General features: G+C 60.4%; 18 protein-coding genes. 7 read left to right on the forward strand and 11 right to left on the reverse strand.

Translation table 11 applies throughout. From position 1 onward, the window contains the following. Positions 1 to 181: 181 nt before the first annotated feature. The 6 genes from ACLEJQ_RS02820 to ACLEJQ_RS02845 form a co-directional block, all read right to left on the reverse strand. Positions 182 to 1,525: a TolC family outer membrane protein gene (locus tag ACLEJQ_RS02820; RefSeq protein WP_440791970.1), complete on the reverse strand. Its 1,344-nt coding sequence runs from the start codon at positions 1,523 to 1,525 to the stop codon at positions 182 to 184. Between the two features lie 17 nt (positions 1,526 to 1,542). Beyond that, positions 1,543 to 2,859, reverse strand: a complete 1,317-nt coding sequence (locus tag ACLEJQ_RS02825) for an HlyD family type I secretion periplasmic adaptor subunit (RefSeq protein ID WP_440791972.1) — start codon at positions 2,857 to 2,859, stop codon at positions 1,543 to 1,545. Between the two features lie 14 nt (positions 2,860 to 2,873). Then, the gene (locus tag ACLEJQ_RS02830; RefSeq protein WP_440791973.1) at positions 2,874 to 4,661 is read right to left on the reverse strand and encodes a type I secretion system permease/ATPase; all 1,788 of its coding nucleotides are present in this window, start codon (positions 4,659 to 4,661) and stop codon (positions 2,874 to 2,876) included. A 139-nt stretch (positions 4,662 to 4,800) separates the two neighbouring features. Next, on the reverse strand, positions 4,801 to 5,238 hold the full coding sequence (locus ACLEJQ_RS02835; RefSeq protein ID WP_440791975.1) for an AprI/Inh family metalloprotease inhibitor: 438 nt from the start codon (positions 5,236 to 5,238) through the stop codon (positions 4,801 to 4,803). 140 nt (positions 5,239 to 5,378) lie between these two features. Then, positions 5,379 to 6,836 carry a serralysin family metalloprotease gene (locus ACLEJQ_RS02840; RefSeq protein WP_440791977.1) on the reverse strand — a complete coding sequence of 486 codons (1,458 nt, stop codon included), beginning with the start codon at positions 6,834 to 6,836 and terminating at the stop codon, positions 5,379 to 5,381. Positions 6,837 to 7,160: 324 nt separating this feature from the next. Continuing rightward, positions 7,161 to 8,066, reverse strand: a complete 906-nt coding sequence (locus ACLEJQ_RS02845) for a LysR family transcriptional regulator (protein WP_440791979.1) — start codon at positions 8,064 to 8,066, stop codon at positions 7,161 to 7,163. Positions 8,067 to 8,200: 134 nt separating this feature from the next. Here ACLEJQ_RS02845 and ACLEJQ_RS02850 point away from each other — a divergent pair, with 134 nt between their 5' ends. Together ACLEJQ_RS02850 and ACLEJQ_RS02855 are read left to right on the forward strand one after the other, a co-directional pair. Then, a complete protein-coding gene (locus ACLEJQ_RS02850; RefSeq protein ID WP_440791980.1) occupies positions 8,201 to 9,631 on the forward strand; it encodes an MFS transporter in 1,431 nt (476 codons plus the stop codon). 193 nt (positions 9,632 to 9,824) lie between these two features. Next, positions 9,825 to 10,103 carry a DUF1652 domain-containing protein gene (locus tag ACLEJQ_RS02855; RefSeq protein WP_003181824.1) on the forward strand — a complete coding sequence of 93 codons (279 nt, stop codon included), beginning with the start codon at positions 9,825 to 9,827 and terminating at the stop codon, positions 10,101 to 10,103. 130 nt (positions 10,104 to 10,233) lie between these two features. Here the strand turns inward: ACLEJQ_RS02855 and ACLEJQ_RS02860 are convergent, their stop codons facing one another. After that, positions 10,234 to 12,705, reverse strand: a complete 2,472-nt coding sequence (locus ACLEJQ_RS02860; RefSeq protein ID WP_440791982.1) for a UvrD-helicase domain-containing protein — start codon at positions 12,703 to 12,705, stop codon at positions 10,234 to 10,236. A gap of 235 nt (positions 12,706 to 12,940) precedes the next feature. Between ACLEJQ_RS02860 and ACLEJQ_RS02865 the strand changes: the two genes are divergently transcribed. After that, positions 12,941 to 13,636, forward strand: coding sequence for a pirin family protein (locus ACLEJQ_RS02865; protein ID WP_440791984.1), 696 nt, complete (start codon positions 12,941 to 12,943; stop codon positions 13,634 to 13,636). Positions 13,637 to 13,834: 198 nt separating this feature from the next. On the opposite strand, the gene pgm is transcribed toward ACLEJQ_RS02865, so the two are convergent. The 4 genes from pgm to ACLEJQ_RS02885 all read right to left on the reverse strand — a co-directional run bounded on the left by pgm (position 13,835) and on the right by ACLEJQ_RS02885 (position 20,256). After that, positions 13,835 to 15,481, reverse strand: a complete 1,647-nt coding sequence (gene pgm / locus ACLEJQ_RS02870; RefSeq protein ID WP_440791986.1) for a phosphoglucomutase (alpha-D-glucose-1,6-bisphosphate-dependent) — start codon at positions 15,479 to 15,481, stop codon at positions 13,835 to 13,837. A 90-nt stretch (positions 15,482 to 15,571) separates the two neighbouring features. Continuing rightward, positions 15,572 to 16,969: an aminotransferase class I/II-fold pyridoxal phosphate-dependent enzyme gene (locus ACLEJQ_RS02875; RefSeq protein WP_440791988.1), complete on the reverse strand. Its 1,398-nt coding sequence runs from the start codon at positions 16,967 to 16,969 to the stop codon at positions 15,572 to 15,574. 96 nt (positions 16,970 to 17,065) lie between these two features. Beyond that, positions 17,066 to 18,556 (reverse strand): hypothetical protein, encoded by a 1,491-nt coding sequence (locus ACLEJQ_RS02880; protein WP_440791990.1) that lies wholly within the window; start codon positions 18,554 to 18,556, stop codon positions 17,066 to 17,068. 674 nt (positions 18,557 to 19,230) lie between these two features. Continuing rightward, complete coding sequence (locus ACLEJQ_RS02885; RefSeq protein ID WP_440791992.1) at positions 19,231 to 20,256, reverse strand: zinc-dependent alcohol dehydrogenase family protein; 1,026 nt, start codon at positions 20,254 to 20,256, stop codon at positions 19,231 to 19,233. 257 nt (positions 20,257 to 20,513) lie between these two features. On the opposite strand from ACLEJQ_RS02885, the gene ACLEJQ_RS02890 reads away from it, so the two are divergent. The 4 genes from ACLEJQ_RS02890 to cydB all read left to right on the forward strand — a co-directional run bounded on the left by ACLEJQ_RS02890 (position 20,514) and on the right by cydB (position 26,371). Further along, complete coding sequence (locus tag ACLEJQ_RS02890) at positions 20,514 to 21,428, forward strand: LysR family transcriptional regulator (protein ID WP_440791994.1); 915 nt, start codon at positions 20,514 to 20,516, stop codon at positions 21,426 to 21,428. A 163-nt stretch (positions 21,429 to 21,591) separates the two neighbouring features. After that, positions 21,592 to 23,946, forward strand: a complete 2,355-nt coding sequence (locus tag ACLEJQ_RS02895; RefSeq protein WP_440791995.1) for an FdhF/YdeP family oxidoreductase — start codon at positions 21,592 to 21,594, stop codon at positions 23,944 to 23,946. A gap of 25 nt (positions 23,947 to 23,971) precedes the next feature. Further along, positions 23,972 to 25,348, forward strand: coding sequence for a cytochrome ubiquinol oxidase subunit I (locus ACLEJQ_RS02900; protein ID WP_440791997.1), 1,377 nt, complete (start codon positions 23,972 to 23,974; stop codon positions 25,346 to 25,348). 9 nt (positions 25,349 to 25,357) lie between these two features. Next, positions 25,358 to 26,371 carry a cytochrome d ubiquinol oxidase subunit II gene (cydB, locus tag ACLEJQ_RS02905; RefSeq protein ID WP_440791999.1) on the forward strand — a complete coding sequence of 338 codons (1,014 nt, stop codon included), beginning with the start codon at positions 25,358 to 25,360 and terminating at the stop codon, positions 26,369 to 26,371. The last annotated feature ends 84 nt before the right edge of the window (positions 26,372 to 26,455 follow it).

The raw sequence follows: 26,455 nt of genomic DNA on the forward strand, positions 1-26,455 counted from the left end.
TATGACGACCGGCCTTACTGCCTGATCAGGCCTCGCTGGTATGACGACCGGCCCGATCCCCTGTGGCGAGGGAGCTTGGTCCCGCTGGGCTGCGCAGCAGACCCAAGAAAGCTTGCGAGCGCTACGCACTCGAGCGGGAGCAAGCTCCCTCGCCACAGGGGTATCGCCAGCCTGGGCACCCTCAGCGCGCTTGGGTTACAAACGCTTCATCCACCTTCGCCAAATCCTGCGCCCCCAGCGTGCCGGCGTAGTAATGCAACCGGGTCCAGGCCATCAGGTAGTCGTAGCGGGCCTGCGCCAGGTCGCGGCGGGTGGTGTAGAGCTGTTGTTCAGCGTTGAGCGCGTCGAGGTTGACCCTTTCACCGCCAAGGATGCTTTGCCGGGTCGACACCACCAGCGCCTCGGCGGATGCCAGGGCTTTTTTGTAGGCCCGCAGCTTGTTCACCCCGGACACACAGGCGCTGAACTGGCGACGCAGTTCGATCAGCGTCTCGCGGGTCTTGGCATCCAGCTCGTATTCGGCCTGCTCCTTGTGGCGGCTGGCCTGGCGGGTCGAGGCCGAGACCCCGCCGCCGGCGTACAACGGCACGCTGACTTCCAGGCCGATGGTGTTGGTGTCGTAGCGTTGGTTATAGGTATTGCCGCTCTCCGACTCGTTCTGGCGCATGGTCGCGTAGGCGTTGATCTTCGGCAGGTGGCCGGCGCGGTTGCGCTCCACCTCGTAGCGCGCCACCTCCACCGCCTGACGCTGGGAGGCCAGGTTCGGATTGTTGCTCACCGCCAGTTCGTGCCAGGTGTCGAAACTGGCCGGCTGCAAGGCAAAGGTCTGGAAGCTGTCGTTCAGGGGGGCCAGGTCGCCGATGTCCAGGCCCGGCACGCCAATCAGCGAACCCAGCTCACGCAAAGCGGCATCCTGCTCATTGCGTGCCTCGATTTCTTCGGCCGTTGCCAATTCATAGCGCGATTCGGCCTCCAGGATGTCGGTGCGCGTCCCCTCACCCTGGCGAAACAACTGCTCGTTCTGCCGAAACTGTTGTTCGAAGGCTTTCTTCTTGGCCTGGGCGATGTCGATCTGGTCCTGGGCGAACAACGCCTGGGTGTAACTGCTCAGCACTCGCACCAACAGTTCCTGGCTTTTGCCCCGGAAGTTTTCATCGGCGAACAGCGCCTGGGCCACGCCTTTGCGGTATGCCGCGTAGGCCTCGTAGTCGAGCAAGGGTTGTTGCAGGGTCAGGCTGGAGCCGTAGCTGCTGTAGTTGCGGTCGTCATGCTGGCTGGCGCCGCGGTCGTTGAGGTAGGTGACCTTGGATTGGTTGCGGCCCTTGTTGTAGCTGTAGCCCAGGTGTGGCAGCAGCCCGGCGCGACCAATGGCGCGATTCTCCAGGCCTGCGTCGCGCTCCTTGATCGCTCCCAGATAGACCGGGTCATTGCGCAGCGCCTGCTCGTAGAATTCGAACGGGCCCATGGCGCGGACGTCGGAACAGCTAAAAGCGGCCAGCACGGCCAGCCAGTGGAAACGCTTCATGGCGCCGGAAATCCTTCTTATTCTTCGGTCAACGCAACGCCTGCTCGGTCGAGCAGCGGTTTGAACAGGTAGTTGAGCAGCGAGCGCTCGCCGGTACGCACGAACATCTCGGCCGGCATCCCCGGCTTGACCACCAGGCCGTTGAGTTTTTCCAGGGCCGTATCGCTGACGCTGCTGCGCAGCACGTAATACGGCGCCCCGGTCTTTTCATCGATCATCTGGTCGGCGGAGATCAAGCTGACCTCCCCCGGGACCCGGGGCGTGCGGTTCTGGTTGAAGGCGGTAAACAGGATGTCTACCGGCAAATGAGTGCCGACCTTGTCGACCAGGTTGACCGGCAGGTGCCCTTCCACTTCCAGGCGCGTGCCCTGAGGCACGATTTCCAGCAAGGTATCGCCCTGGCGCACCACCGCGCCTTCGGTGTGCACCCCGAGGTTGACGGCGATGCCATCGGCGGTGGCAAGGATTTCGCTGTGTTGCAATTCGAAGCCAGCGGATTTCAATTGCTGCTGCAGGGTTTCGCTCTTTAGCTGGGCCTCGGCCAACTGGCTGCGCACTTCCTTCTGGTATTCCTCGCGGTGCTGCTGCAGCTTCAGGCGCGACTCGACAATCCCCTGCTCCACCCGGCCGCTCTCACCGCTGTTCTGCGCCAGTTCCTGCTGCACCTGTGACAGCTGGCGTTGGTAGTCCAGCAGGCGGTTGCGCGGGATGTAGCCATTGTCTGCCAAGGGTTGCAGGTTGCCCAGTTGCAGGCGCAAGGATTCGGCCTGTGCCGTCAGGTCGCTGCGAGCCCGGCGCATGCCCGCCAATTGCGCGGTGGCGCCTTCGATGGCGGCGCGCAACGCGGCCTGCTCGCGGGCAAAGGCTTCCCGCCGGCTGCTGAACAGCTGCCGCTGGCCTTCGAGCATCAGGGCCAGGCGCGGATCGGAATCCTGGCTCAGCTCGACCGGGAAACTCACTTGCGTGAGGCCATCGCGCTCACTTTGCCAGCGTGCCAGGCTGGCCCAGGCCATCCGGTACTGCGCCTGCAACGACTGGACATCAGCGGCAGCCTGGGTCTGATCGAGGCGGAACAGCGGTTGGCCCTGGGTCACGGCCTCGCCTTCACGCACCAGAATCCGGCTGACCACGCCGCCGCTCATCGATTGCACCGCCTTGCGTTTGCCGGAGACCACCACGGTGCCTTGCACGGCAATGCCCTGGTCCAACGGCGCAAGGCTGGCCCAGGCAAAGAAACTGCCGGCGCCCATGATCGCCAGCAGCCAGCCCAGGCGGGTGAAGAAACGCGCGTCGCGCTCGGGGCGCTCAAAAGCTTGAGTGTGTTCAAAACTCATGCAGCAATCCTTGCTCATGCGCCGCCGGGTTTGCCGGCAGTCTGATATTGACGACTCATGCTCAGGCCATTAGGGGCTGGCTGAGGGCTGGCGGGCTGCGCGCTTCGCTGTGACTCCGACTGGCCGGACAGCGCCCGCAGCACCTCCTGGCTCGGGCCGAAGGCCTGGAGCCGGCCTTCATTGAGGACCAGCAACTTGTCTGCCTGGGCCAGCGCCGAGGAACGATGGGTGACCAGCACGACGCTGGTGCCTTGGGCTTTCATTTGCGCGATGGCGCTGGCCAGCGCCGCCTCGCCGACCGTGTCGAGGTTCGAGTTGGGTTCGTCGAGCACCACCAGGCTTGGTCGGTCGTACATCGCCCGGGCCAGGGCGACGCGTTGCTTCTGCCCGCCGGACAAACCACTGCCATCTTCACCCAACAGCGTGTCGTAGCCCTGGGGCATGCGCAGGATCAGTTCATGGACCCCGGCCTGTTGCGCGGCCGCCACGACCTTTTGCGGATCGGCCTCGCGAAACCGGGCGATGTTGTCGGCAATGCTGCCGCTGAACAATTCGATGTCCTGGGGCAGATAGCCGATGTAAGGGCCGAGCTGGTCGCGGTTCCAGCGATGGATATCCGCCCCATCCAGGCGCACGGTGCCGCCGAGGGTCGGCCAGACGCCTACCAGCACGCGGGCCAGGGTCGATTTACCGGAGCCCGACGCGCCGAGTACGCCAAGTACCTCGCCGGAGGCCAGCGCGAAGCTGACCTGCTGCAACGTCGCCTGACGTTGCCCGGGCGGACCGGCGCTGACTTGTTCGAAACTCACCTGGCCCTTGGGCGCCGGCAATGCCATCCCCTCGTCCCGCGGCGCAAATGCCTGCAACAATGCATCCAGGCGCCGATAAGCCAGCTTGGCACCGCTCCACTGCTTCCACACCGCAATCAGTTGGTCGATGGGGCTCAACACCCGGCCCATCAGGATCGACCCGGCGATCATCATCCCCGCGGTCATCTGGCCCTTGATCACCAGCAGCGCCCCCAGGCCCAATACCAGCGATTGCAGGCACAGGCGCAAAGTCTTGCTCAGCGAGCTGATCACCGCACCGGTGTCACTGGCCTGGTTCTGCAAGCCAAGAAAGCGCGAATGCACGGCAAACCAGCGGCCCCGCAACACATTGAGCATGCCCATGGCCTGGATCGTCTCGGCGTTGTGCAAATGGCTGGTGGCCAACTGGCTGGAACGTTGGGAGAACACGCTGGCCTGGCTCAACGGTTTTTTGGTCATGGTTTCGTTCAGGCAGGCCAGACCGATCAGCAGCAACGTGCCGACGGAGGCGAATACGCCGAGCCAAACATTGAACAGGTAGATCACCAGCAGATAGATCGGGAACCAGGGCGCGTCGAAGAACGCGAACAGCGCCGGCCCGGTGACGAACTGGCGGAGCTGAGTGAGGTCGCCCAAGGACTGCCCGGCATTGCCTTCACCCTGGCGCAGGTTGCGCTCGAATGCCGCCTGATACACCTGGAGGTTGAAGCGTCGCTCCAACTGGCTGCCGATGCGAATCACAACGAAGCTGCGCAGCATCTCCAGCAGCCCGATGAATACAAAGAACCCCACGACCATCAGCGACAACATCCACAAGGTCGTTTCATTCTGGGATGACAGGCCCCGGTCATAGACCTGGAGCATGTAAATCGATGGCGCCAACATCAGCACATTGACCAGCGCAGTAAAACAACCGACGCTGATCAAGATGCTCTTGTAATCGCCCAGCGCTTTATACAACGGCATCGCAGCGGCGCTCCTTGCCTTATCCATGGTCTTCCTTGCTGTTGGCTTCGCCAGGGAACTGGCTTGTTATTCAAGCGGCTGATTTTTTGTTATTAACGCTGGCTACGTCGAAACACACGCCTGATATAACAGGTACGCCCAAAACATCGTTCAAAGCCGTGCAGTATTAGTCTTCAGCAGTAGGTTTCTTGCGCTCTAGCCTCAGCGTCAAACCGGACTTCAACAAGACTTGATAGTGATGTTCACGCCGTAATCCCAAGTGAACTCTCAAGTTGCGCCTGCCAAGAAGGGAAAGACCGTCGGGCTCGGTGAACCATTGGACCGGCTCTTCCCCCAACCAGTGACCCAGGCAATCGGTTTGCCCGGCCAGGGTCTGGTCGGCCTTGAGCTCAACCAGGCAGACATTGGAAGGCTTGTCCTGCATCGCCTGGGTTTGTGCGTCTTCATTCGGGCCCGACAACACGGCCTGCCATTGACCTGCCAATTGCGACGGTTCCATTAACAACAGACTGCGGGCCATGACTGCTTCTCCAGACAACATCATCAGCGTGGCAAGCAGCACCGAGAAAGCCGAGGTGCTGCGACGTATGAATTCTTCGCTCATTTCCCTTGCGTTATCACCTGGCTCAGCAGTTGAAATGAGTTGTGGCGAGGGAGCTTGCTCCCGCTCGGGCGCGCAGCGGCCGCCAGCCCTTGGAGCCTCTGCGCGCCTCAGCGGGAGCAAGCTCCCTCGCCACAGGGACATCAGGCTACGATGTCCGAGACCGCCGCCTGGCCGACGGTGCTGACCAGGAAGTCAGCCACGCCATGCCCGGAGAAGTCCACCGACAACAGACTGTTGCCGCCGGATGTCGACAGCACTGCATCGCCCGCCGCACCGGTAAATGCATTCACGAAGTGCAGGCCTGCGCCTTTGGTGATGCCGGTCAGGTCAATCTTGTCCAGGCCACTGACAAAGTCGAGGATCTGGTCCACCGTCCCCGGCCGCGAGTCGGAACTGGCGGCAAACACGAAAGTGTCCGAGCCCGTGCCACCCCACAGTTTGTCCGCACCGCCAGCGCCCCAGAGAATATCGTTGCCGGCGCCGCCCTTGAGCTCGTTGGCCGCCGCGTTGCCGATCAGCAGGTCGCTGCCCGAGCCGCCAATGGCGTTTTCGATGATCGCGCCCTTGGCGATGGACACGTTGCCCACCAGGCCGCCGACGTCGGAGAACGAGGCGTCATTGAGGTTGATTTTCTGGTTCTGGGTGAAGCCGGAGAAATCCAGGGTGTCGCGACCGCCGGCGTCCCACACAGAGAACACCACCTTGTCCGACGACGAGGATGCGCTCAGGAAATCGCGGCCGGCATTGGAGTTGAAACCGTAGGTGGTGTCACCCGTGCGCGTGCTGGTATTGGCGCCGTAAAGCTTCTGGATTGCGGCAATGTCGTCCATCAGTGGGCCGGAGGAATAGGCTTCCACCCCGCCCTTGCTGAAGTTCTGGCCAGTATTGCTCTCACTCCAGTAACTCATGACGCTGTAGCCACGGGTGTCCTGGCCATAGGTGGCGTCATCGTAGGTCGGCGCACCTTCGCCGGCGTTGTAGTCACCGGGGTGCGCCAGGCCCAGGGTATGGCCGATCTCGTGGGTCAGGGTCTGGCGACCGTAGTTGTTCAAGTCCGGATTCTTGTTCTGGGTGTAGCTGCTGTTGATCAGGTACCACGACGTTCCGTCGTAGCCGGCACCGGTGCCCGGCAGGTAGGCGAACGCCGCTGCACCGTCCTGGCCGCTGCTGTAGTTGCCGAAGGTCATATGGCCATCGCCACCGCTGGCCTTCTCGGTGAACGTCACGTTGGCTACGTCGGCCCAGGATTGCATGGCAAGCGCTGCCTGCGCTTTTTGCTGGGCGCTGAACTGGCTGAAACCGCTGATCCCGTGCTTGTTCATGGTGCTGGACGAAGCCGAGGTCAGGAAGGTGTAGGTCAACTCGATCTTGCCGCTGCCATCGCGGTCCTGGTACGCCGCGCCGTCACGCAGCAACTGCGTGGCCGCCTGGTCGACCGAGTAGGAGGGTTTGCCGTTGACGGTCAGGTTACCGCCCCGGTCATATTGGTGGCTGAAACTATTGATCTGATTGAACGCGTTACTGGGGGCGGCCAATGCCTGCGGGGCCCACAGCAATTGTTCGGCGGAATCAATAGCGCTGTTTTTGACTTTCGACATAAACACACTTCCTTGTTTGCAAAAGTGGAACAGTTTTTATTGGATAGGCGATCTCTGGCGAGATCGTCCAATCACTCGCCCAATGAGGACGCAAGAAAACTGACACAATTGGAAATCAAACGTCTAGCGATTTTTTCAGCCTGGTTTTCTGGACTAACCGTTTAACCGCGACGCAAAACGCCGCGCCCCCGTTACTACAGGGAGCAAACAGCCGAAACTAGCGATTGTCCGACAATTCATTATTTAAATATTAAATATCGGTAACTTGCCATATGCGTAACGCCGCGCAACAAGTGCCAGCGTAGTGCTATTAATTAATACCTACTAGTTATCTATCGTTTTGCGACTGCACACTTCGCGCAAACAGCCTCGGAGCCAGCGATGGACCGGATCAGCATCCAGCCGCGGGTGCCAGAGCATTGCGATCGTGAACGCCGGAACCGCAAACGGCAACGTGAAGCTGTGCATACCGGCGCGCAGTCGGGTGGTGTAGCGTTCAGGCACCGTGGCGATCAGGTCACTGGAACGGGCAAGCCCCAACGCCGAAGAGAAACCCGGGACGACAGTGATGATCTCTCGCGACAGCTTCAAAGGCACCAGGGCCTGGTCGACGGGCCCCTGGTCCAGGCCGCGCATGGAAACGCCAATGTGCCCGCCAGCCGCGTAATCGGCGGCACTGACGGTAGCCTGGCTCAGCGGATGGCCCGAACGCACAACACCGATCAAGCGGTCGCCGAACAGCGCCTGGGTGCGCAGCTCCGGGCCGGTGTCCCGGTCCACCACGGCCGTTTCCAGATCGGCGGTGCCCTCGCGCAGCGCCGTGCTGTCCTTGCTGGCTTTCTCGACGAAACGCAGGCGGACGCCGGGCGCCTGCGCGCTGATGCGGGCAATCAGGTCGATGGCGAAGTTTTCCACGAAGCCCTCGCGGGTACGCAACGTGAAAGTCCGGTTCAACCGGCTCAGATCCGGCACCTGCGCCGGGCGCAACACGGCTTGCGCGTCCTGCACCAGTTCACTGACCCGCTCTCTCAACTCCAGCGCACGCGGAGTCGGTACCAACCCGCGCCCAGCCCGTACCAGCAGCGGATCCCCAGTGGTTTCGCGTAATCGGGCCAGTGCCCGGCTCATGGCCGACGGGCTCAGGCGCAATCGCCGGGCTGCACGGGCCACGCTCCCTTCGGCCAACAGCACATCGAGGGTGATGAGTAAATTGAGATCAGGCGAAGACATAGCGGGATCCTGTTGGCGTTCAATAGATGGCGTCTGATGCAGCTGTAACGTGCAGATGCTGCGTCTTCCGCCATGTTATGCCCAGGCGTATGGTTGCGACAGCTCCGTTTCGAACGTCGCATACAAGGTGAATCATGAAACCACTTAATCCTGAACCGCGTGCCTCATCTCGCTGGGCGCTGGCAAGCCTCGCGCTGTCGACACTGCTGGCGTCCCTCGGCGCGAGCGTTGCTACGGTAGGCCTGCCGACACTGGCCCAGGCACTTGATGCCTCGTTCCAGCAGGTGCAATGGGTGGTGCTGGCCTACCTGCTGGCGATCACCACCATGATCGTCAGTGTCGGTCGCTTGGGCGATCTGATCGGGCGGCGCAAGCTATTACTGGCAGGAATTGCCCTGTTCACCTTTGCGTCAGCGCTGTGCGGCGTGGCCCCTTCGTTGTGGTGGCTGGTGGCAGGCCGGGCGCTGCAAGGCCTGGGCGCTGCGGTGATGATGACACTGACGCTGGCGCTGGTTGGCGAAACGGTAGCCCAGGACAAGACCGGCAGTGCCATGGGGCTGCTGGCCACCCTGTCCGCGGTGGGCACCGCCCTCGGGCCCAGCATGGGCGGCCTGCTGATCAGCGGCTTTGGCTGGCAGGCGTTGTTCCTGATCAACTTGCCCCTTGGGCTGCTTACGCTGTGGTTGGCGTGGCACGCTTTGCCTTCACCGCAGCCCGCGCAGACGGGACACAGCCGCTTCGACATACCCGGGACCCTGCTACTAGCCGCAGCCCTGGCCGCTTATGCCTTGGCGATGACGACCGGACGCGGAGACTTCGGTTGGATCAACGGCGCTTTACTGCTGGCCGCGCTCGGTACCGGTGGGTTATTTGTCCGGGTTCAATCCAGGGCCGTATCGCCGTTGATCCAGGTGGCTATGTTGCGGGACCGGCAGCTGGTTTCGGGCCTGGCCACCAGCGGGTTGGTTGCGACAGTGATGATGGCCACGCTGCTGGTCGGGCCTTTCTATCTTTCCATCGCCCTGCAATTACCCGCGACCTGGGTGGGGCTGGTGCTGACGGCGGGCCCCTGCGTCGCAGCCCTCGCCGGGGTACCGTCCGGGCGCCTGACAGACCGCTTCGGTGTGACGCTCATCCGACGCACCGGGCTGGCGATCCTGGTCCTGGGTTGCCTGATGCTGTCCGTGGTGACCCCAGACCTTGGCATCGGCGGCTATGTAGCGTCCATCGTGACAACCACCCTGGGCTATGCACTCTTCCAGACCGCCAACAACACGGCCGTGATGGCTGAAGTCGCGGGGAACAGGCGAGGCGTCATCGCGGGGCTGCTCAATCTTTCGCGCAATCTCGGGTTTTTTACCGGGGCATCGGTGCTTGGCGCGATATTCGCGGCGGCCTCGGCGATGAACGGTACCGGTCGGGCAACAGCCGAGGCAGTGGCCGACGGGCTGCACATGACCTTTGGCATCGCCGTGCTATTGATGATTCTAGCTTTGGTCATTGCCGTCAGAAGCCGCGTTCCAGAGCCTTCGCCTGGACATCAGGACGCTGCCTGCGAAAAGTGATGGCACTCCTAACATCACGACTTAAGTAGTGATCCAGATCAAAAAAACTGAACCAATCGCAAAACGGACTGAAAAAAGCCACGTGTCTTTCATTTTCAGGTGCTATTTTTAGTTCTCATTGGTGGAGCCATGAAGGCTCTTCCTTCCTGACATGAGCAAAAGGAAGCGCTTGATTGAAGAAGGTGGGCAACACATGAATAAAGGATCTTTCAGCAAGGTTACCTTCCCTAACGCCTGCCAGTTGATGCGCTGGCATTTCCATCCCATGGGCTTCGAAGCCAGTATGGACGCGCCAGGCAGCATGGTCGCCCGCCTGTTCGACCGTGCCAGTGGCGAGACCATGATCGCCATTGCCGGCATTCCGTGCGCAACCGTCATGAACGCCCCGGACGTGGAGCGCATCATCGAAGCGGTGGAGGCCGAACTGGAATCCTTCGTGCCGCCGGTCGGCTTGCGACGGTTTGCCTCCTGAACTGGCCCCTGTGGCGAGGGAGCTTGCTCCCGCCGGGCTGCGAAGCGGCCCTTTTTTGTGGGTGCTTCGCCCCCAAGCGGAAGCAAGCTCCCTCGCCACAATGATTCAACCCACCTTTTCTGCCAAACGCTCAACCGTTACGCACACCCCGATAGTCCGCAAAAAACGGCTTACCCTTCGCAATACGATCCGAAGCCTTAGGCGCATTGGCGGCCTGACCCTCCTGGCTGTCGACATACCAATAGCAATGCTGCACCGCCCGAGTGATGCCCACGTAAGCCAGACGCAGGATTTCGTCCTTTTGCGCCGTGTCGTAGGGCTCGGTATCGCCATCCTGGCCCAGCCCGGCCATTCGATACACTTGGTTCTTGTAGGGGGAGCTGCTCAAGTGCTGACAGTCGCCCAGCAGAAACACCGCGTCGGCCTGTAAACCCTTGGCGCTGTGATAAGTCATTTGCCGCAAGCGTCGCGCCTCATAGGGCAAGCTAGAATCCACATTAACTGTTGGAAGAATATGCTTTTCTATCAACAATTTATCGCTACTTTTTCGATACAACATCAAGACGGAATCACCGTTGCGATAGTGTTCGTCCAGGCGTTGCGCCAGTCCTTCATCATCTCGATCCAGCACATTGACCGGGCTTGGCGAGCGCGGCTGGCCGCTGGCCTTGGCTTTTTTCCCTGGAATGGCGGCGGCCGCTCGCACGACATGTTCGGCGGCATCAATGATGTATTGATGGCTGCGGTAGTTGTCGGTCAGCATGACCCGGGTCGTCGACGGCGACGGGAACTGCTTGTTGAATGCCATGAAGTAACTCGGTGAGCTGCCCCGCCAGCCATAGATCGATTGCCAATCATCACCAACACACAGCAAGGATGAACGCTGGGCGGCACGGCCTATGTGCATCGTCGGTCCGCGCCGACGTACCTCCTGCAGGCTGGCCCGCAGCCAGGAGACGATCTGCGGCGAGACGTCCTGGAACTCGTCGATCATCAGGTGTGCCATGGGCCGCAGTTGCTCATCGCTGAGCAATTTGAAGTTTTCCGGCGAGTGCTCGCTGAACAACGCGAACATCCGGTTGTAGGTCATGACCGGCGGCGACTGGTCCAGCAGGTGATCTTCAAAGGCCCGCCAGAAACGACTCAACGCCTCGAAGAAATAGCGATCAGGGTCATCCTGGGCAAATGACATCCGGCCTACCGCATCCGGGACGTCGAGCCCGAGATTTTCGATAAATCCGGCCGCTGCCACGAAACAGTCAAGCAAGGGTGCCGATCCCAACTCGCCCTTGACCTTGTAATCGAAGCCGGGGCCGGCGCTGGCGTCACCCGCCAATGAACCTAGGACTCGCTTCGCTGATTCATAACTTTCAAGCCAAATCATAGGTTTACGGCAGAAAGCTTGAAACAGGGTTCGCTTGACCGCCCACTCTGCACGGATACTCAGTTTGGCGCCTGGACGACTCAGACGGGCATCTTCCCTCGGATCGAAACCCAGCATCACCCAGGCGTCCAGGGAGGGAATGTAGCCATGGCTGTAGAACGTCGAGCCATTGATTTCGAAAGCCTGCCGCTTCGGCTCGATCCCCTTGATCGGCCATGCTCCGGCGCGCTGCCAGAGATCCTGCACCGCATCGCATAACGCTTTGTCACGCTGGGCAGCCAGTTCAGTCACAGCGATGCGCTTTTGCACGCCTGGGTGATCGCGTTCCAATGCTTTGAGCTCAAGCGCATGCCGGGACAATGGCTTGATCAGCTCACGGAAGCGTTCGTCGCGCTGGTAGAGGCTGTGGTAGCAGGCGTTGAGTCGCTGGCGTTGGGCGTCGTTGATCCGCAGATCGAAGGGATTGCCGTCGATGTCGGCATCATTGGCCTCGGACCGGTGACTCAATGTCTCGAAAGCCTGCAGCCGCTCGAAGCCCGGAAGACTGCGAACCATAGGCAGGATGCGCGCGTGGAAGGTGCGCACCAGATCGCGCGCCTCCCTGAGGCTGAGGGTGCGCCCCCACAAGCCAAACACCTCGATGAGTTTGTGAATGAAATCCTTGCGCGACTCACGTGTAAATGTCACCACCGTCATCGAATCCAGCTCGAACCCAAGGTAATGGACCAGCAACACAATCCGCAGCACCAGGGTCGTGGACTTGCCTGCACCCGCTCCGGCAACCACCGAGGTCGAAGGTGTGTCGCTGAAGATCATCTTCCACTGTGCGGCACTGGGTTGGGCATGGGCCGGTAACAACCGCGCGACATCGGCCTTGATGCGTTTCTTCAGCTCAGCGGTCAGCGGCAGGCGCCAGTCATCGAACAACAGGTCATCGACCTGTGGGGCCGGATGTTCGGTGCTGCGGGAGTCACGGATCAACAGGACTTGGCGTCCCTGCTCCAGCCCCTCGGCGTGACCTTCCTTATAACCATAATCAAAACCTGCGGTATGGCCGCTGCGAAATCCATCGGCCTGCCCATGCAGCCACGAGGCGCGATGCTGGGCCCGCAACCGATTCAGGCCATGACCGAAGAACCGGGCAGCCAAACGCTTGAACCAGGGCATCTGGGCCAGGGGAAGAAGTTCGGGGGGAAGATCGGGTGTGTGTTGCGACACGCGGGAGACTCCGGGCTCTGAACCAAGACCGCTATGGTGTCTGGATTTGCCCTCCGGTTCCAGCCAAAACCTTTTGCGTCATGGGGTTAGGCGATGAAGTGAAAGTTGGCTCGCCGGTCGGCATCAGAATAATCGATTGTTTTGACGCGTTTTTTACGCTTTTTATCGATGTATTTCTCGAAGAAGATGATCGCTATCAATCACCCTTTCCCTCCTAGTGGAGAAGGACACGATCATGCTCGAACTCAGGCCTTTCGCCTCCCTGGGCGCCGCCAACCATGGCTGGTTGGATGCGCATCATCACTTTTCATTCGCCGAATATTACGATCCCCAGCGCATGCATTGGGGCAACCTGCGGGTCTGGAACGACGATGTCATCGCTCCTGGCAGCGGCTTCCCCCAACACCCGCACCGGGACATGGAAATCATCACCTATGTGCGTGAAGGCGCTATCACCCACCACGATAACCTCGGCAACAAAGGGCGTACCGAGGCGGGTGATGTGCAGGTGATGAGCGCGGGCACCGGCATCGCCCACAGCGAGTACAACCTCGAATCGACGGCGACGCGGATCTTCCAGATCTGGATCATCCCCAACGAAGCAGGCTTGGCGCCATCGTGGGGTGCCAAACCCTTTCCCAAGGATTCTCGCGAGGGATTCGTGACCCTGGCCAGCGGCAAGGCAGGCGATGACCAGAGCCTGCGCATTCGCGCCGATGCACGATTGGTGGCCGCCAACTTGAAGGCGGGAGAAAGCGCAGAGTATGTACTGGATGCAGGACGTCGGGCTTACCTTGTTCCAGCTACCGGTACTATTGAAATCAACGGGTTACAGGCACAAGCTCGAGACGGTGTTGCGATTGAGGACGAGCGGGTATTGCGGGTGACCGCTGTCGAGGACAGCGAAATCGTTCTCGTGCATTTGGCCTGAAACCTGCTCTGGCGGCAAAAGAGTCCGTGGCTAAGTAGCTTGCCTGTGGCGAGGGAGCTTGCTCCCGCTGAACTGCGCAGCAGTTCCCTTTTTTTGGCGGTCGCTTCGCCCACGGCGTCGGACCGACCGAGCGGGAGCAAGCTCCCTCGCCACAGTAACTTCCTTGCCACAGGCAAGCGTCCCCGCTACAGGTTCGGATTATTGGTCGCTGATAGCCCCATCCACCAACGTCTGCGCCTCACTCACCAACTGCTTGAGGTGATCATCACCGATGAAGCTTTCGGCGTAGATCTTATAGATGTCCTCGGTGCCCGATGGACGCGCCGCGAACCAGCCGTTTTCAGTCATCACCTTCAGGCCGCCAATGGCCTGGTCATTGCCCGGCGCGTGGCTGAGGATGCTCTGGATCGTCTCGCCAGCCAGCTCGGTGGATGACACCTGCTCCGGTGACAGTTTGCTCAGCAACGCTTTCTGTTGCGGGTTGGCCTTGGCGTCGACGCGCACCGAGAACGGTTCGCCCAACTCCTCGGTCAGCGCGCGGTAGGCCTGACTGGGGTCACGCCCGGTGCGAGCAGTCATTTCAGCCGCCAGCAATGCCGGGATCAAACCATCCTTGTCGGTGCTCCATACGCCACCGTCCTTGCGCAGGAACGAGGCGCCGGCGCTTTCTTCGCCGCCGAAGCCCAGGGAACCGTCGAACAGACCGTCGGCAAACCATTTGAAACCGACCGGTACCTCATAGAGGCGCCGGCCCAGGCGTTTTGCTACGCGGTCGATCAGGCCACTGCTGACAACTGTCTTGCCCACTGCGGCATCGGCGCGCCATTGCGGGCGATTCTGGAACAGGTAATCGATGGATACCGCCAGGTAATTGTTCGGAGCCAGCAGGCCGCCGGATGGCGTCACGATGCCATGCCGATCATGGTCCGGGTCACAGGCGAAGGCGACGTCGAAGCGTCCCTTCAAGCCGATCAAGCCCTGCATGGCGTGGCTGGAAGACGGATCCATGCGAATCTGACCATCCCAGTCGACGGTCATGAAACGGAAGGTCGAATCGACAGCCGTGTTCACCACATCCAGATCCAGACGGTAATGTTCGGCGATAGCTGGCCAGTAGCGCACCCCTGCGCCACCCAGCGGGTCGACACCCAGGCGCAGCCCGGCGCCACGGATGGCGTCGAAATCGATGACATTGATCAGGTCCGCGACGTAGCTGTTGACGTAGTCGTGGCGGTGGGTGGTTTCTGCCTTCAACGCCTGCTCGTAGCTGATGCGCTTGACGCCGGCCAGTTGGTTGGTCAGCAGTTCGTTGGCCTTGGCTTCGATCCACTTGGTGATGTGAGTGTCGGCCGGGCCGCCATTGGTGGGGTTGTACTTATAGCCGCCGCTTTGCGGGGGATTGTGGGACGGGGTAATCACGATACCGTCCGCCAGGCCCGAGGTGCGGCCACGGTTGTAGCAAAGAATGGCGTGGGAAACCGCTGGGGTCGGGGTGTAATCATCGCCCTCGGCGATCATCACGGTCACGCCATTGGCTGCGAATACTTCCAGCGCACTGGCGCCTGCAGGGGTCGACAATGCATGGGTGTCAATGCCGACGAACAATGGCCCGTCGATGCCCTGCGCCTGGCGATACAGGCAGATCGCCTGGCTGATCGCCAGAACGTGCCATTCGTTGAAGCCCAGGTCGAAAGAGCTGCCACGGTGACCGGAGGTGCCGAACGCCACACGCTGGGTGGCAATCGAGGCATCGGGGCGGCCGGTGTAATAGGCCGTCACCAGTCGCGGGATATCGATTAACAACTCTGCCGGTGCCGGCTTGCCCGCAAATGGACTGACTGTCATGCAAAACCTCTGGATGGAGTGGCTCAGGAAATGGGATGCAGTTTACTGACAGTTCGACCCCGGCGCGATGAGTTCGATCCATCGTCGCCATCAGGATTGTTCGAGCCGCAAGGCATCGGCCAGCGCTCCGAGCACCAGATCAAGGTCCTCGGCACCGCCCAACGCGTGGGTCAGGCGCAGATGTTGCCCGTACATCCCCTGGAGACTGAACAGTTCCCCCGGCGCAATGACGATCCTCTGAGCCAGCAGTCGATGGAAAACCCGTCGCAGGTCCACCCGACGCGTCGAGCGGATCCAGATCGTCGCGCCACCCTGGGGCTCGGCCCATTGCAGGCTATCCCCCAGTCGTTCCCTGAGCAGTTGCGTCGCCGAAACGGCGCTTTCGCGCAGCAAGCGCCGCAGGATCAGCAGGTGCTGGTCGATCCGGCCGTTGCTGTACAGGCGGGCGATGGCTTTCTGGCGAATCGGCGACAACCGAAACGCACGAAGCAGGAAATGGCGTTGCAGATTCAAGGTCAACTGCCGTGACAACACGTAGCCATAGGGTGCCTCTGCCCCGATGGTTTTCTCGAAGGTGGAGTAGACGATCAGTCGCTCCGGGTCGAGCAGGTCCCGAAAGGGTGTGATCCCGGCCTCGAACGCCAGCTCAGAGTAGCTGTCGTTCTCCAGCACCCAGGTGCCATGGCGTTGCAGCAACTGCGCAACGGCGCGGCGGTTTGCCTCACAGGCAAATGTCGCCCTGGGCATGTTCAGGGTTGAAGACAGCACCACCAGATGTACCATTTCACTGACAAGCAATTGCTCCAGGTGCTCGATGGGAATTTCCCCACTGGCCAACAGGGGCAATTCGATCACCTTGACCTCGGCGCCTTGCAATAACCGCAAGACCGCCCAATCGCAGGGTGATTCGACCAATACCACAGCACCCCGCAAGGACAGTGCGGCGATCAGGATTTCCAGGACTCCGCGCAAGTCGGCACCGATATACACATCATCGGCATTCCAGCAACGAGCCGGCGAAGAGGTATAGCGAGCCGCCAATGCAGTTCGCAGTTCCAGTTCACCCCAGGGTTGCGGAGGCGTCTGCGCGGTCCGCGGATACTGGCGCAACAGTTCCCGCTCGAGCAGCAACAGAGGGCTATCCAAGGGCTGGATCAGCGCCGGCTCATCCGTGCTCAACACCCGCATGCCGGGCCGCCGCGCATTGACGTACAAGGTCTCAAGCAGGTCGCCTCCGCCATCGACGGGTGTCATGCTGGGCATCGGCAGTGCGTAGTAACCGGACTTGGCGATGGAATAGACCCGCCCTTCCTTCTCCAGCAAGGAATAGGCGTACTGGATGGTGGAAATCGACACGTTCAACCGGTCGGCCAGTTGTCGAAGCGATGGCAGGCGCACCCGGGCATCGCTTCCCATCTCGTTGATCAGCGTAGTCAGGTACCGGTAGACCGCCTGGTAGGCAAAGCCTGTCTCCCGACCGCCTTTCATGGGATCGGCCCGAGCAAATGGCCTACAGCCGGCCAGGGCCCCATGTCGGACGCACCGGCCGGATACAGGATGAAGGAATCGGTCAAACCTGATACCTCAATGCCTGGCCGAACGTTCGCAAGATCCGTCGGCGTGCTGCCCGGCTTCCGTGGTATCGACGCCGTCAATTGCCTGTTGCAGGTCGCTTCCCGGTTGGATTTGCGCCTGTTCAGGTTGCGCGACGTTCGCCTGGTACAGCTTGCCAAGCACATCGACAGGCAGGCCGCTGACCTCGACCATCCACTGCGTCACCTGGTCAGCGATGGGCGCGCCCTGCATGGCCTTGTGCAGGTCCGGCATCGCCACGAGCATGCCGGGATGGCAGCACCGCAGGAAATTCTCCATGCCTGCGCCCTGCTCCACGAACGGCGCGAACAGCATGCATACCAGTTGCGTCTCATTGAGCCCGAGGATTCTGTACGCGTCCTCGGCCGCCTGGGCACGGCGCTCGGGCACCAGGGCCGGCGAACCAAACAACAGCCGGGCTTGTTCGCACGCGTGTTTCGGCAGTTGCTTGCGGTGCATGATCATGATTGCCCGCTGCACATAATCGCCATAACCGGTCTCATAGCTGCGCCCTTGCAGGTAGCACGCCTGCAAGCCGTGCAGATGAGCCAGGAGCAATGGGCTGAGATTGCCGTTCTCGGGCGCAGGAGAAATGAACTGCTCGGTCTGCACCCGCAGGAATTCGCTGAACAGCGGCCAGTTGGTGCCCTCCGAACGGTCCACGGTCAGGTCGTCGATACCGATGTGGCTGACGCGCCGGCAGGCTTGGAATTGCGCCTCCGGCTTCCATGCGCCGTGGTGCTCCGGACCGTAGAAATGCTTGTAGGGATCGCCGCCCAAGGTATCGAGCTGCGCAATGAGGCTGTCGAAGCTGCTGATATTGTCGACTGTCAGGCCGATCTTGCGTGTTGCACGACGCAGTCCCGACATGAACTGTTTTTGCTGGCGCGGTGTGTTGTTGGTAATCAATGAGTCCACCCCGGCGTCCCAGCGAGCCATGTGCCGATAGAATTCCGCCATCGCCAGGTAGCCCTCGTCACCAATCTCCAATGGACCGTCCACCGGGCGCAGGTGCCCCACCAGCAGCATGTCCATGCGGTTGGCATGGTGCCCTGCCTCCGACAGCGGCTGCTTATGGTTGAACGGCATCACTTCGCGGTTGTCGGCCATCAGCAACTCGACACGGGGATCGTCATAGACGAATAACGCGCTGTAGCAGCGGTGTATGTTTTCCAGGGTCGCCTGGCTGGTCTCGCTCAGGCGAGGCGTGGCGACACGCAAGGTAAACGTCACTGGATGCCGACCCGCGATACTCAACTGCGCGGCGCGCAGGGCGGTCAGCACATAGAAGCTCTCCCGGCTGCCGTTCTGGACCGTCAGCACCCGATAATCGCCAATCCGCTCGATGCCCCCTGCGGCAACAATCAAACGCTGGATCAATAACTGCAACGCGGTTCGTTCCCCCCGGGAATAAAAACTCAACAGGCGCTGCAATACCTGTTGATACACGTGAATCATTGCTTGTTCATGAATTGCACTCATAGCTATTTACCTGGAGATTCAACTATCGGCGCCGCACCTGCACCAACGTGACTGCGCGACGTGTTGGTCTAGATGATTGTTCTAGTGCTGTAGAGAGTATTGGTAATACGGCATGTCTTGCTGCCGTAATTATTTGATACAAGTAGGGGGTGTCGCCCCGCACACTTCCCTCATCAGCCTGTAGGCCGCAGAAAAGCTGGGCTGTGTCGACTGGATGGCGCGTCCTAGGAGATTTCCGACAACATCCCACAGACAACGAGTACGAGAATTAAAGAACATGCCTAAGTTCAATCGGCCGTCTACCACTCCCGGCTTTCCCCATAGCCGATAGAAAGCCGCACACGCAAATGTGCCTGGGGCGTGAGTTGAAGAATGCCGACCTGCGAAAAAGTTATACCGCACCACGACTTCGTCCTTGAGAATTGAAATCAGCATTCAATTATCAGGACTTAAACAATGATTAGAAGATACAGATTAAAGGCAAAAACCAGTTCAGATGGGGGCCGGCGGATGGCGCCAGGTTCGAGTGCTTCGCCCGATAATGCTCAAGGATCGTCGTGTGCGGCAAGGGTTTGCAGCCGCGAGCGTCTGGAAGGATGACCGAAGGGAAACGATCGGGATTGCCCACGGGGATGCGCAAGAGTCTGGAGAATGACTCTTGCGCAAGACAGGAATCAGGTAGGGTCGACCACCTGAAGGGCAACACGTTCACGGCAAGGGCATTCGCCCATGTAGCGGTGAGCCTCGACGAACTCGGCGAATGGGAAGACCCGGGTCTTGAGGGGCAACAACACACGATCAGCCGTCAGTTGGTTGATATCGCGCAATGCGCGCTGCAACGCCACCTGGTCCTGAATGATGCCCAGTTCCGGCTTGCCGGTGAAGTTGCCGATGCAGTGCACGAAAAACTGGATGTTCTTCTGGAACGCCGCGCAGGCCGGGAATGGTGTCTGGTTACCACCCTGCAAGCCGTACAGCACCAGGCTGCCACGGGGCGCCAGTACATCGCCGAGCAGCGACATCTGCGGTCCGCCAAGACCATCGAACACCACATCCACGCCGCGATTGTCGGTGAGCTTGTTGATTTGCATGAGCAAATCCTGCTCCTCGGTCACGATGACCTTTTCAGCCCCCAGCGATAGCAGATACTCACGCTCGTCTGCCGTCTTCGTGGCGGCGATTACCCGCACACCCAGGGCCTTGCCCAATTGCACGAAGGATGGGCCGGCGCAGTGGCTGGCATCGGTGACCAGGGCGAACTGCCCGGGTTTGACCCGCGCCAGATCGACATAGGCGAAATAGGCGATCAACAGCGGTGTGTAATGCACCGCCGCCTCAATCGGGCTGAGCACATCGGGATAACGCGTCAGCGCGGTGCGCGGCAGCACGATAATCTCACCGTAGACCGGGTAATCGTTCGCGCTTTCGGCAGGGAAGCTTGCAACCTTGTCGCCCACGGCCAGATCGTCGACCCCGTCGCCCACCGCCGTGATCACCCCGGCCATCTCATGGCCCAGGCCTGAAGGCAGGCGTGCCTGGGAGGACGCCAGGTTCTGGCGCCACAGCGTGTCGTACCAACTGACGCCGATCGCTTCGACACGGACCTGCACTTCTCCTGGCGCAGGAAGGGCCGCCACGTGCTCTTCGCATTTGAGCACCTCGGCACCACCAAACTTGTGAAAACGGATCGTGCGGGACATCGCAAACCTCGTCAAAGTAACCTCTAATGCCATGAACTCTATCCGGGCTTTGTACCCAAGACCATCAGTGGCTATTAATAGTCGACATGCCTGTCATTGATTCCGCAGCAAGAAAATGAACCGTCCTTGTCGGTTTTATCCGTGTGAAACCCGAATTAGCCAGTGCAGAGTACCAGCCTTTCCCCGTAAGATTCATGCCGGCCATTGTTCCCATATGGCCGCCCACGTCAAGCTTACCGAATCAGCCAGGACCCCAGATGAATCGTAATGACCTGCGGCGTGTCGACTTGAACCTGTTGATCGTATTCGAAACATTGATGCATGAACGCAGTGTGACCCGTGCCGCCGAGAAATTGTTCCTCGGCCAACCGGCGATCAGCGCCGCGCTGTCCCGCCTGCGCAGTCTGTTCGATGACCCGTTGTTCGTGCGCACCGGCCGCAGCATGGAGCCGTCGGCCCGGGCGGTGGAGATCTTCGCCCTGCTCTCCCCGGCGCTGGACTCGATTTCTACCGCCGTCAGCCGCGCCGCCGAGTTCGACCCGGCCACCAGTACGTCGGTGTTTCGCATCGGCTTGTCGGACGACGCCGAGTTCGCCCTGCTGCCGATGCTGCTCAAGCGCCTGCGCGCCGAAGCCCCCGGCATCGTGCTGGTCGTGCGCCGGGTCAATTACATCCTGATGCCAAGCATGCTGGCGTCCGGTGAAATCTCCATCGGCGTGAGCTACACCGATGACCTGCCGGCCAACGCCAAACGCAAGGTCCTGCGCCGCAGCTCGCCCAAGGTATTGCGGGCCGATACCGCACCGGGACGCCTGACCCTGGACGAGTTCTGCGCCCGCCCCCACGCGCTGGTGTCTTTCGCCGGCGACTTGAGCGGTTTCATCGATGAAGAACTGGAAAAACTCGAGCGCAAGCGCCACGTCGTCCTGGCCGTGCCGCAATTCAACGGCCTGAGTACGCTGCTGTCGGGCACCGACATCATCGCCACCGTGCCCGACTACACTGCCGACGCCCTGACCGCCGCTGGTGGCGTGCGCGCTGAAGACCCGCCCATCCCGGTGCGCAGTTTCGAACTGCACATGGCTTGGCGCGGTTCACAGGATAACGATCCAGGGGAGCGTTGGTTGAGGTCGCGGATTCAGATGTTCTTCGGCGATCCGGACAGTCTCTAAGCCACCCCCTCAGACACGGATGCAAGATCGCCGCGCATGCCTATCGCGCCGGCCGCAGGACCGTGGCCGAAGAACTCGGACCATCGGGCAGAATCTGCGAACTTCAGGCGCACCGCCCCACTCGTAACGTCTAGATACAAATAATGACGAGACGAGGTCTGACATGAGGTTGATTCACGGCACTTCACACTTTCGACCTTACACCTCAGCGTCGGGCGGCTGGGGATCGGCCCATTCGGTGATGAACATCCTTTGGCGTGAGCAGGCCTTCATCAAAGGCGGCGCCGCTTTGATCAAGCAGAACAAACCGCAGGGTTTCGCCTGCGTCAGTTGCGCATGGGCCAAGCCTGGCGATCCCCACGCTCTGGAGTTTTGCGAAAACGGTGCCAAAGCCACCGCGTGGGAACTGACGTCGTTACGCAGCGGCCCCGATTTTTTCCAGTCTCACTCGGTGACCGAACTGCGCGGCTGGACGGATTTCGATCTCGAACAGCACGGTCGTCTCACCCATCCGATGCGTTACGACGCTGAGTCTGATCGCTACGTAACGACGACATGGGAAGCGGCAACCAACGCTATCGCTAAACAGTTACAAACCCTGAGCCCGGACGAGGTCGTTTTCTATGCCTCGGGGCGCGCCTCGCTCGAAACGTCATTCATGTATCAGCTGTTTGCCCGCGCCTTTGGCACGAACAATCTCCCCGACAGCTCCAACATGTGCCATGAAAGCACCTCGGTGGGTTTGCAAGAAAGCATCGGAGTGCCTGTCGGTACGGTCACCCTGGCCGATTTCGAGCACACCGACTGCATTTTGTTCTTCGGACAGAACGTCGGCAGCAACAGCCCACGCATGCTCCATCCGCTTCAAGAGGTGCGCAAGCGCAAGGTTCCGATCATCACCTTCAATCCGATCCGCGAACGTGGGTTGGAGCGCTTTGTAAACCCCCAGTCACCTGTCGAAATGCTCGGCCCGAAATCGACCGCCATCAGCACGCAATATCACCAGGTGGCTATCGGTGGCGATACGGCGGCGGTCATGGGCGTCGCCAAGGCGCTCCTCGACATGGAGGAGCGGGCAAAACAAAGCGGCGAGCCGAGCGTCCTGGATCACGACTTCATCACGCAACATACGGACGGCTTCCCCCGCTTTGTGGAGCAGGTACGCGGTTATTCATGGAATGAGCTGGAACAGCGATCCGGGCTGACCCGCAGCGCCATGGAGGCTACAGCCACGGTTTACGCGCGCAGCGAGAAGGTGATGATCGTCTACGGCATGGGCATGACCCAGCACAGACACGGTGTCGGCAACGTACAGATGCTGATCAATCTGCTGTTGCTGCGTGGCAATATAGGTAAGCCGGGAGCCGGCATCTGTCCCGTACGAGGTCACTCGAACGTACAGGGGCAGCGAACCGTCGGAATTACCGAGGACCCTGCAAAGGTCCCCAAGGACAAACTGGAGGCCTTGTTCGGCTTCACTGTTCCTGAGCGCAAAGGGCTGACGACCGTAGACACTTGCGAGGGGATTCTTGATGCAAGCGTGAAGGGCTTCATCGGGCTCGGAGGCAACTTTCTGCGTGCCGTTCCTGATACCTGTCGAATGGAGCCCGCGTGGGCGGCGCTTCGCCTCAACGTACAGATCGCTACCAAACTCAATCGCACGCATTTGGTGCCTGGCGAACATACTTGGCTGCTGCCCTGCCTGGGACGCATCGAGATCGACCGGCAATTGGGCATTGAGCAGGCGTACACCACCGAGGACAGCACCGGTTGCATTCGCGCGTGGCGCGGCAACGCAGAACCGGCCAGTGAGCAACTGCGCTCAGAGGCGGCGATCATTGCGGAGTTGGCCAACGCTACGCTGGGTGACACGGCCACTGTTCCATGGTTGCACTGGCGGCATGACTACGCCCTCGTTCGCGAAGCCATCAGCAAGGTGTATCCGGAAATCTTCCATGATTTCGAGGCGCGCATGTGGGAGCCCGGTGGGTTTCATCGGCCGCTGGCCGCAGCTCAGCGCCAATGGGCTACGCCTTCCGGGAAAGCCCAGTTCATCACCCCGCAAACGCTCGACGAAGACGATGATGTCTCAAAGGGCGAAGCGGGCCGAGACGTCCTGCAACTGATGACGCTGCGTAGCAACGACCAGTTCAACACGACGGTGTACGGCTACGATGATCGCTTCAGGGGTGTGAAAGGCACTCGCAAAGTCGTGTTTATGAACCGCAACGACATTGTGCGCCTGGGCTTCGCGCCGGGTGCCTGGGTACGCTTGCGCACAGCCATCGAACCAGAAGTCAGGCGCGAAGTCGGGCCATTTCAGATCATTGCCTATGACATTCCGGAAGGATGCGCGGCCTCCTACTATCCTGAATCCAATCCGCTGGTCCCTCTCTGGCACTACGCTAAACGCAGCAAGGTTCCGGCTGCGAAATCGGTGCCTGTCATCCTGATACCGGCTGAACCGGATGCTGACGATCTCGATCAAGCGGTCCCTGAAAAGGACCAGGTCGTGTAGAGGGTTACCGAGCAGAGGAACCGATATGGACAGTGTCGAGTGGGGACTGATGGCGGCGCGAATCCAGTTCGCGGTGACCATCAGCTTCCATATTGTGCTGGCGGCATTCAGCATCGGTCTGGCGAATTTTCTTCTGGTCCTGGAAGCCCTCTGGCTTTGGCGCCGAGAGCAGATGTACCTGGATATCTACCAGTACTGGCTGAAGATATTCGCACTCAATGTAGCCATCGGTACGGCCTCAGGGCTCATGCTTGAATATCAGTTCGGCCTCAACTGGTCGCGCCTCTCCACCCAGGCGGGAGAAATCCTCGGCCCCCTGATGTTTTACGAAGTGATGGCCGCGTTTTTTCTTGAGGCGGGTTTTCTCGGCATTATGGTGTTCGGCATGAAGAAGGTGGGACCAGGCCTGCACTTCTTCGCCACCTGCGCGGTGGCCGTCGGCTCCATCATCAGCGCATTCTGGATCCTGTCGGCCAACTCCTGGATGCACACACCCCGTGGCTTCGGCATCGGGGCCGATGGCCGATTTGTCGCGCAGGACTGGTGGGCAATCATATTCAACCCCTCTTTTCCCTATCGTTTCACTCATATGATGCTGGCGACCTTCCTGGCCACCGCCTTGATGATCGCGGGGGCGAGTGCGTGGCAACTGCTACGTGACTCGACCAATCTGCGTGCCCGCGTGCAGTTTTCGATGGCGCTGTGGGCAGTCGCAGTGTTGGCGCCGGTGCAAATTGTCGTAGGCGACTTGCACGGCGAAAACACCTTGAAATTCCAGCCGCAAAAAGTCGCCGCGATGGAAGGTGCGTGGACGCGTCCTGCTCCCGGCACCGGCGAGCCCCTACGTCTGTTTGCATTTCCAGACATGGCCCTGCAACGAAATCATTTCGAATTGGCGATACCACGCATCGCCTCGCTGTATCTGCGTCACGACCTGAACAGCACGATCAAGCCGCTGACTGAATTTGCGTCTCAGGACATCCCCCCTGTTGCGACCGTGTTCTGGGCCTTTCGGGTAATGGTGGGCCTGGCGTTGCTGATGCTGGTGCTGGGAATCACCAGCCTGGTGTTGCGCTATCGCAAACGCTTATACAGCTCGCGCTGGATGCAGCGTTGCTGCTTGCTGATGGCCCCGTCCGGGTTCGTGGCCATGATCAGTGGCTGGGTGGTCACCGAAGTCGGCCGACAGCCCTTCACGGTCTACGGCTCGCTGCGCACGGCGGACAGCGCGTCAGCCGTCTCCAGTGACCAGGTCATAGCTTCCACCGTTACGATTCTGTTCTTTTATCTGGTGGTGTTCGGCATCGGGTTGTGGGTATTGCTGCGCATTTTGCATCACCCTGCCAAGGCAGGAGAGCAAGGACCGCAACCGACGCTTGCTGACGAAATCGGCAAGTCATGAGGGACGCCTATGCTGGACGGTGACGTGATCATTGTGCTTTCAGCTGCGGCGCTCGCATTCTCGGTGCTCAGCTACGTCTTGCTCGACGGTACCGACTTGGGAGTGGGTATCCTGTTGGGACTGACGCCGTGCGCAAAACGACGGCGTGCCATGGCAGTGTCCATCTTGCCCATCTGGGATGCGAACGAAACGTGGCTAGTTCTGGGCGGCGGAGGACTGCTGGCATTGTTCCCGCTGGCGTATGCGGTTTTATTACCTGCTTTGTACGTGCCGTTTATTGCGATGTTCCTGGCACTGATCGTCCGCGCGATGGCATTGGAATTTCGCGACTACACCGATAACCCTGTCATCAAGCGGGGCATCGACGCGCTGCACCTATGCGGATCGTTGATCGCTGGGGGATGCCAAGGCGCGGCTTTGGGAACGCTGGTGCAAGGCATCCCCAACCAGGACGGGCAATTCAGCGGAACAGGCTGGGAGTGGGTCAGCCCTTTCGCCATGTACTGCGCGGGCGTGCTGGTCGTCGGTTATGCGTGGCTGGGCGCGTGTTGGCTGTATTGGAGAACCGAATCAGCGTTGCAACAAACGTCGCGCAGGCAGGCACAACGGCTGTCTGTCGCCACGCTCGTGCTGATGACGATATTGCTCATCTGGACGTCCACGCTGAACCCAGACTACGCACAGCGACTTTCCAACCCTGTCGTGATGTACTCAACAGCCGGGGCGGGGCTCACGGTGTTTCTTGCTTTTTGGGCCAGCTTTCGAAGCCGCTACGACTTATTGCCGCTGATCTGCGCGCTCAGCTTGTTTGTACTCGGGTTCGCACTGATGGTAATTACGATCTTCCCACTGATCGTCCCGCCCAACCTTACTCTCCAGGCTGCTGCCGCCAGCGCGACCAGCCAGACCTTTATGCTGATCGGTTTTGCCCTGCTGATGCCGGTGACTTTCTTCTATAACACCTTTGGCTTTCGTGTTTTTAGCGGGAAGATTCATTCGGCTAAGGTTCAATTGCCTGAATAGGACGCATCGGATGGGCGAGAGCGCGACACGCTCGTGGAGAACATGATGGCGGGTGCCATCGATCGATTACTGGGTCCCAAGACG

It is taken from the genome of Pseudomonas sp. SMV71 (assembly GCF_052042015.1).
Lineage (GTDB): Bacteria > Pseudomonadota > Gammaproteobacteria > Pseudomonadales > Pseudomonadaceae > Aquipseudomonas.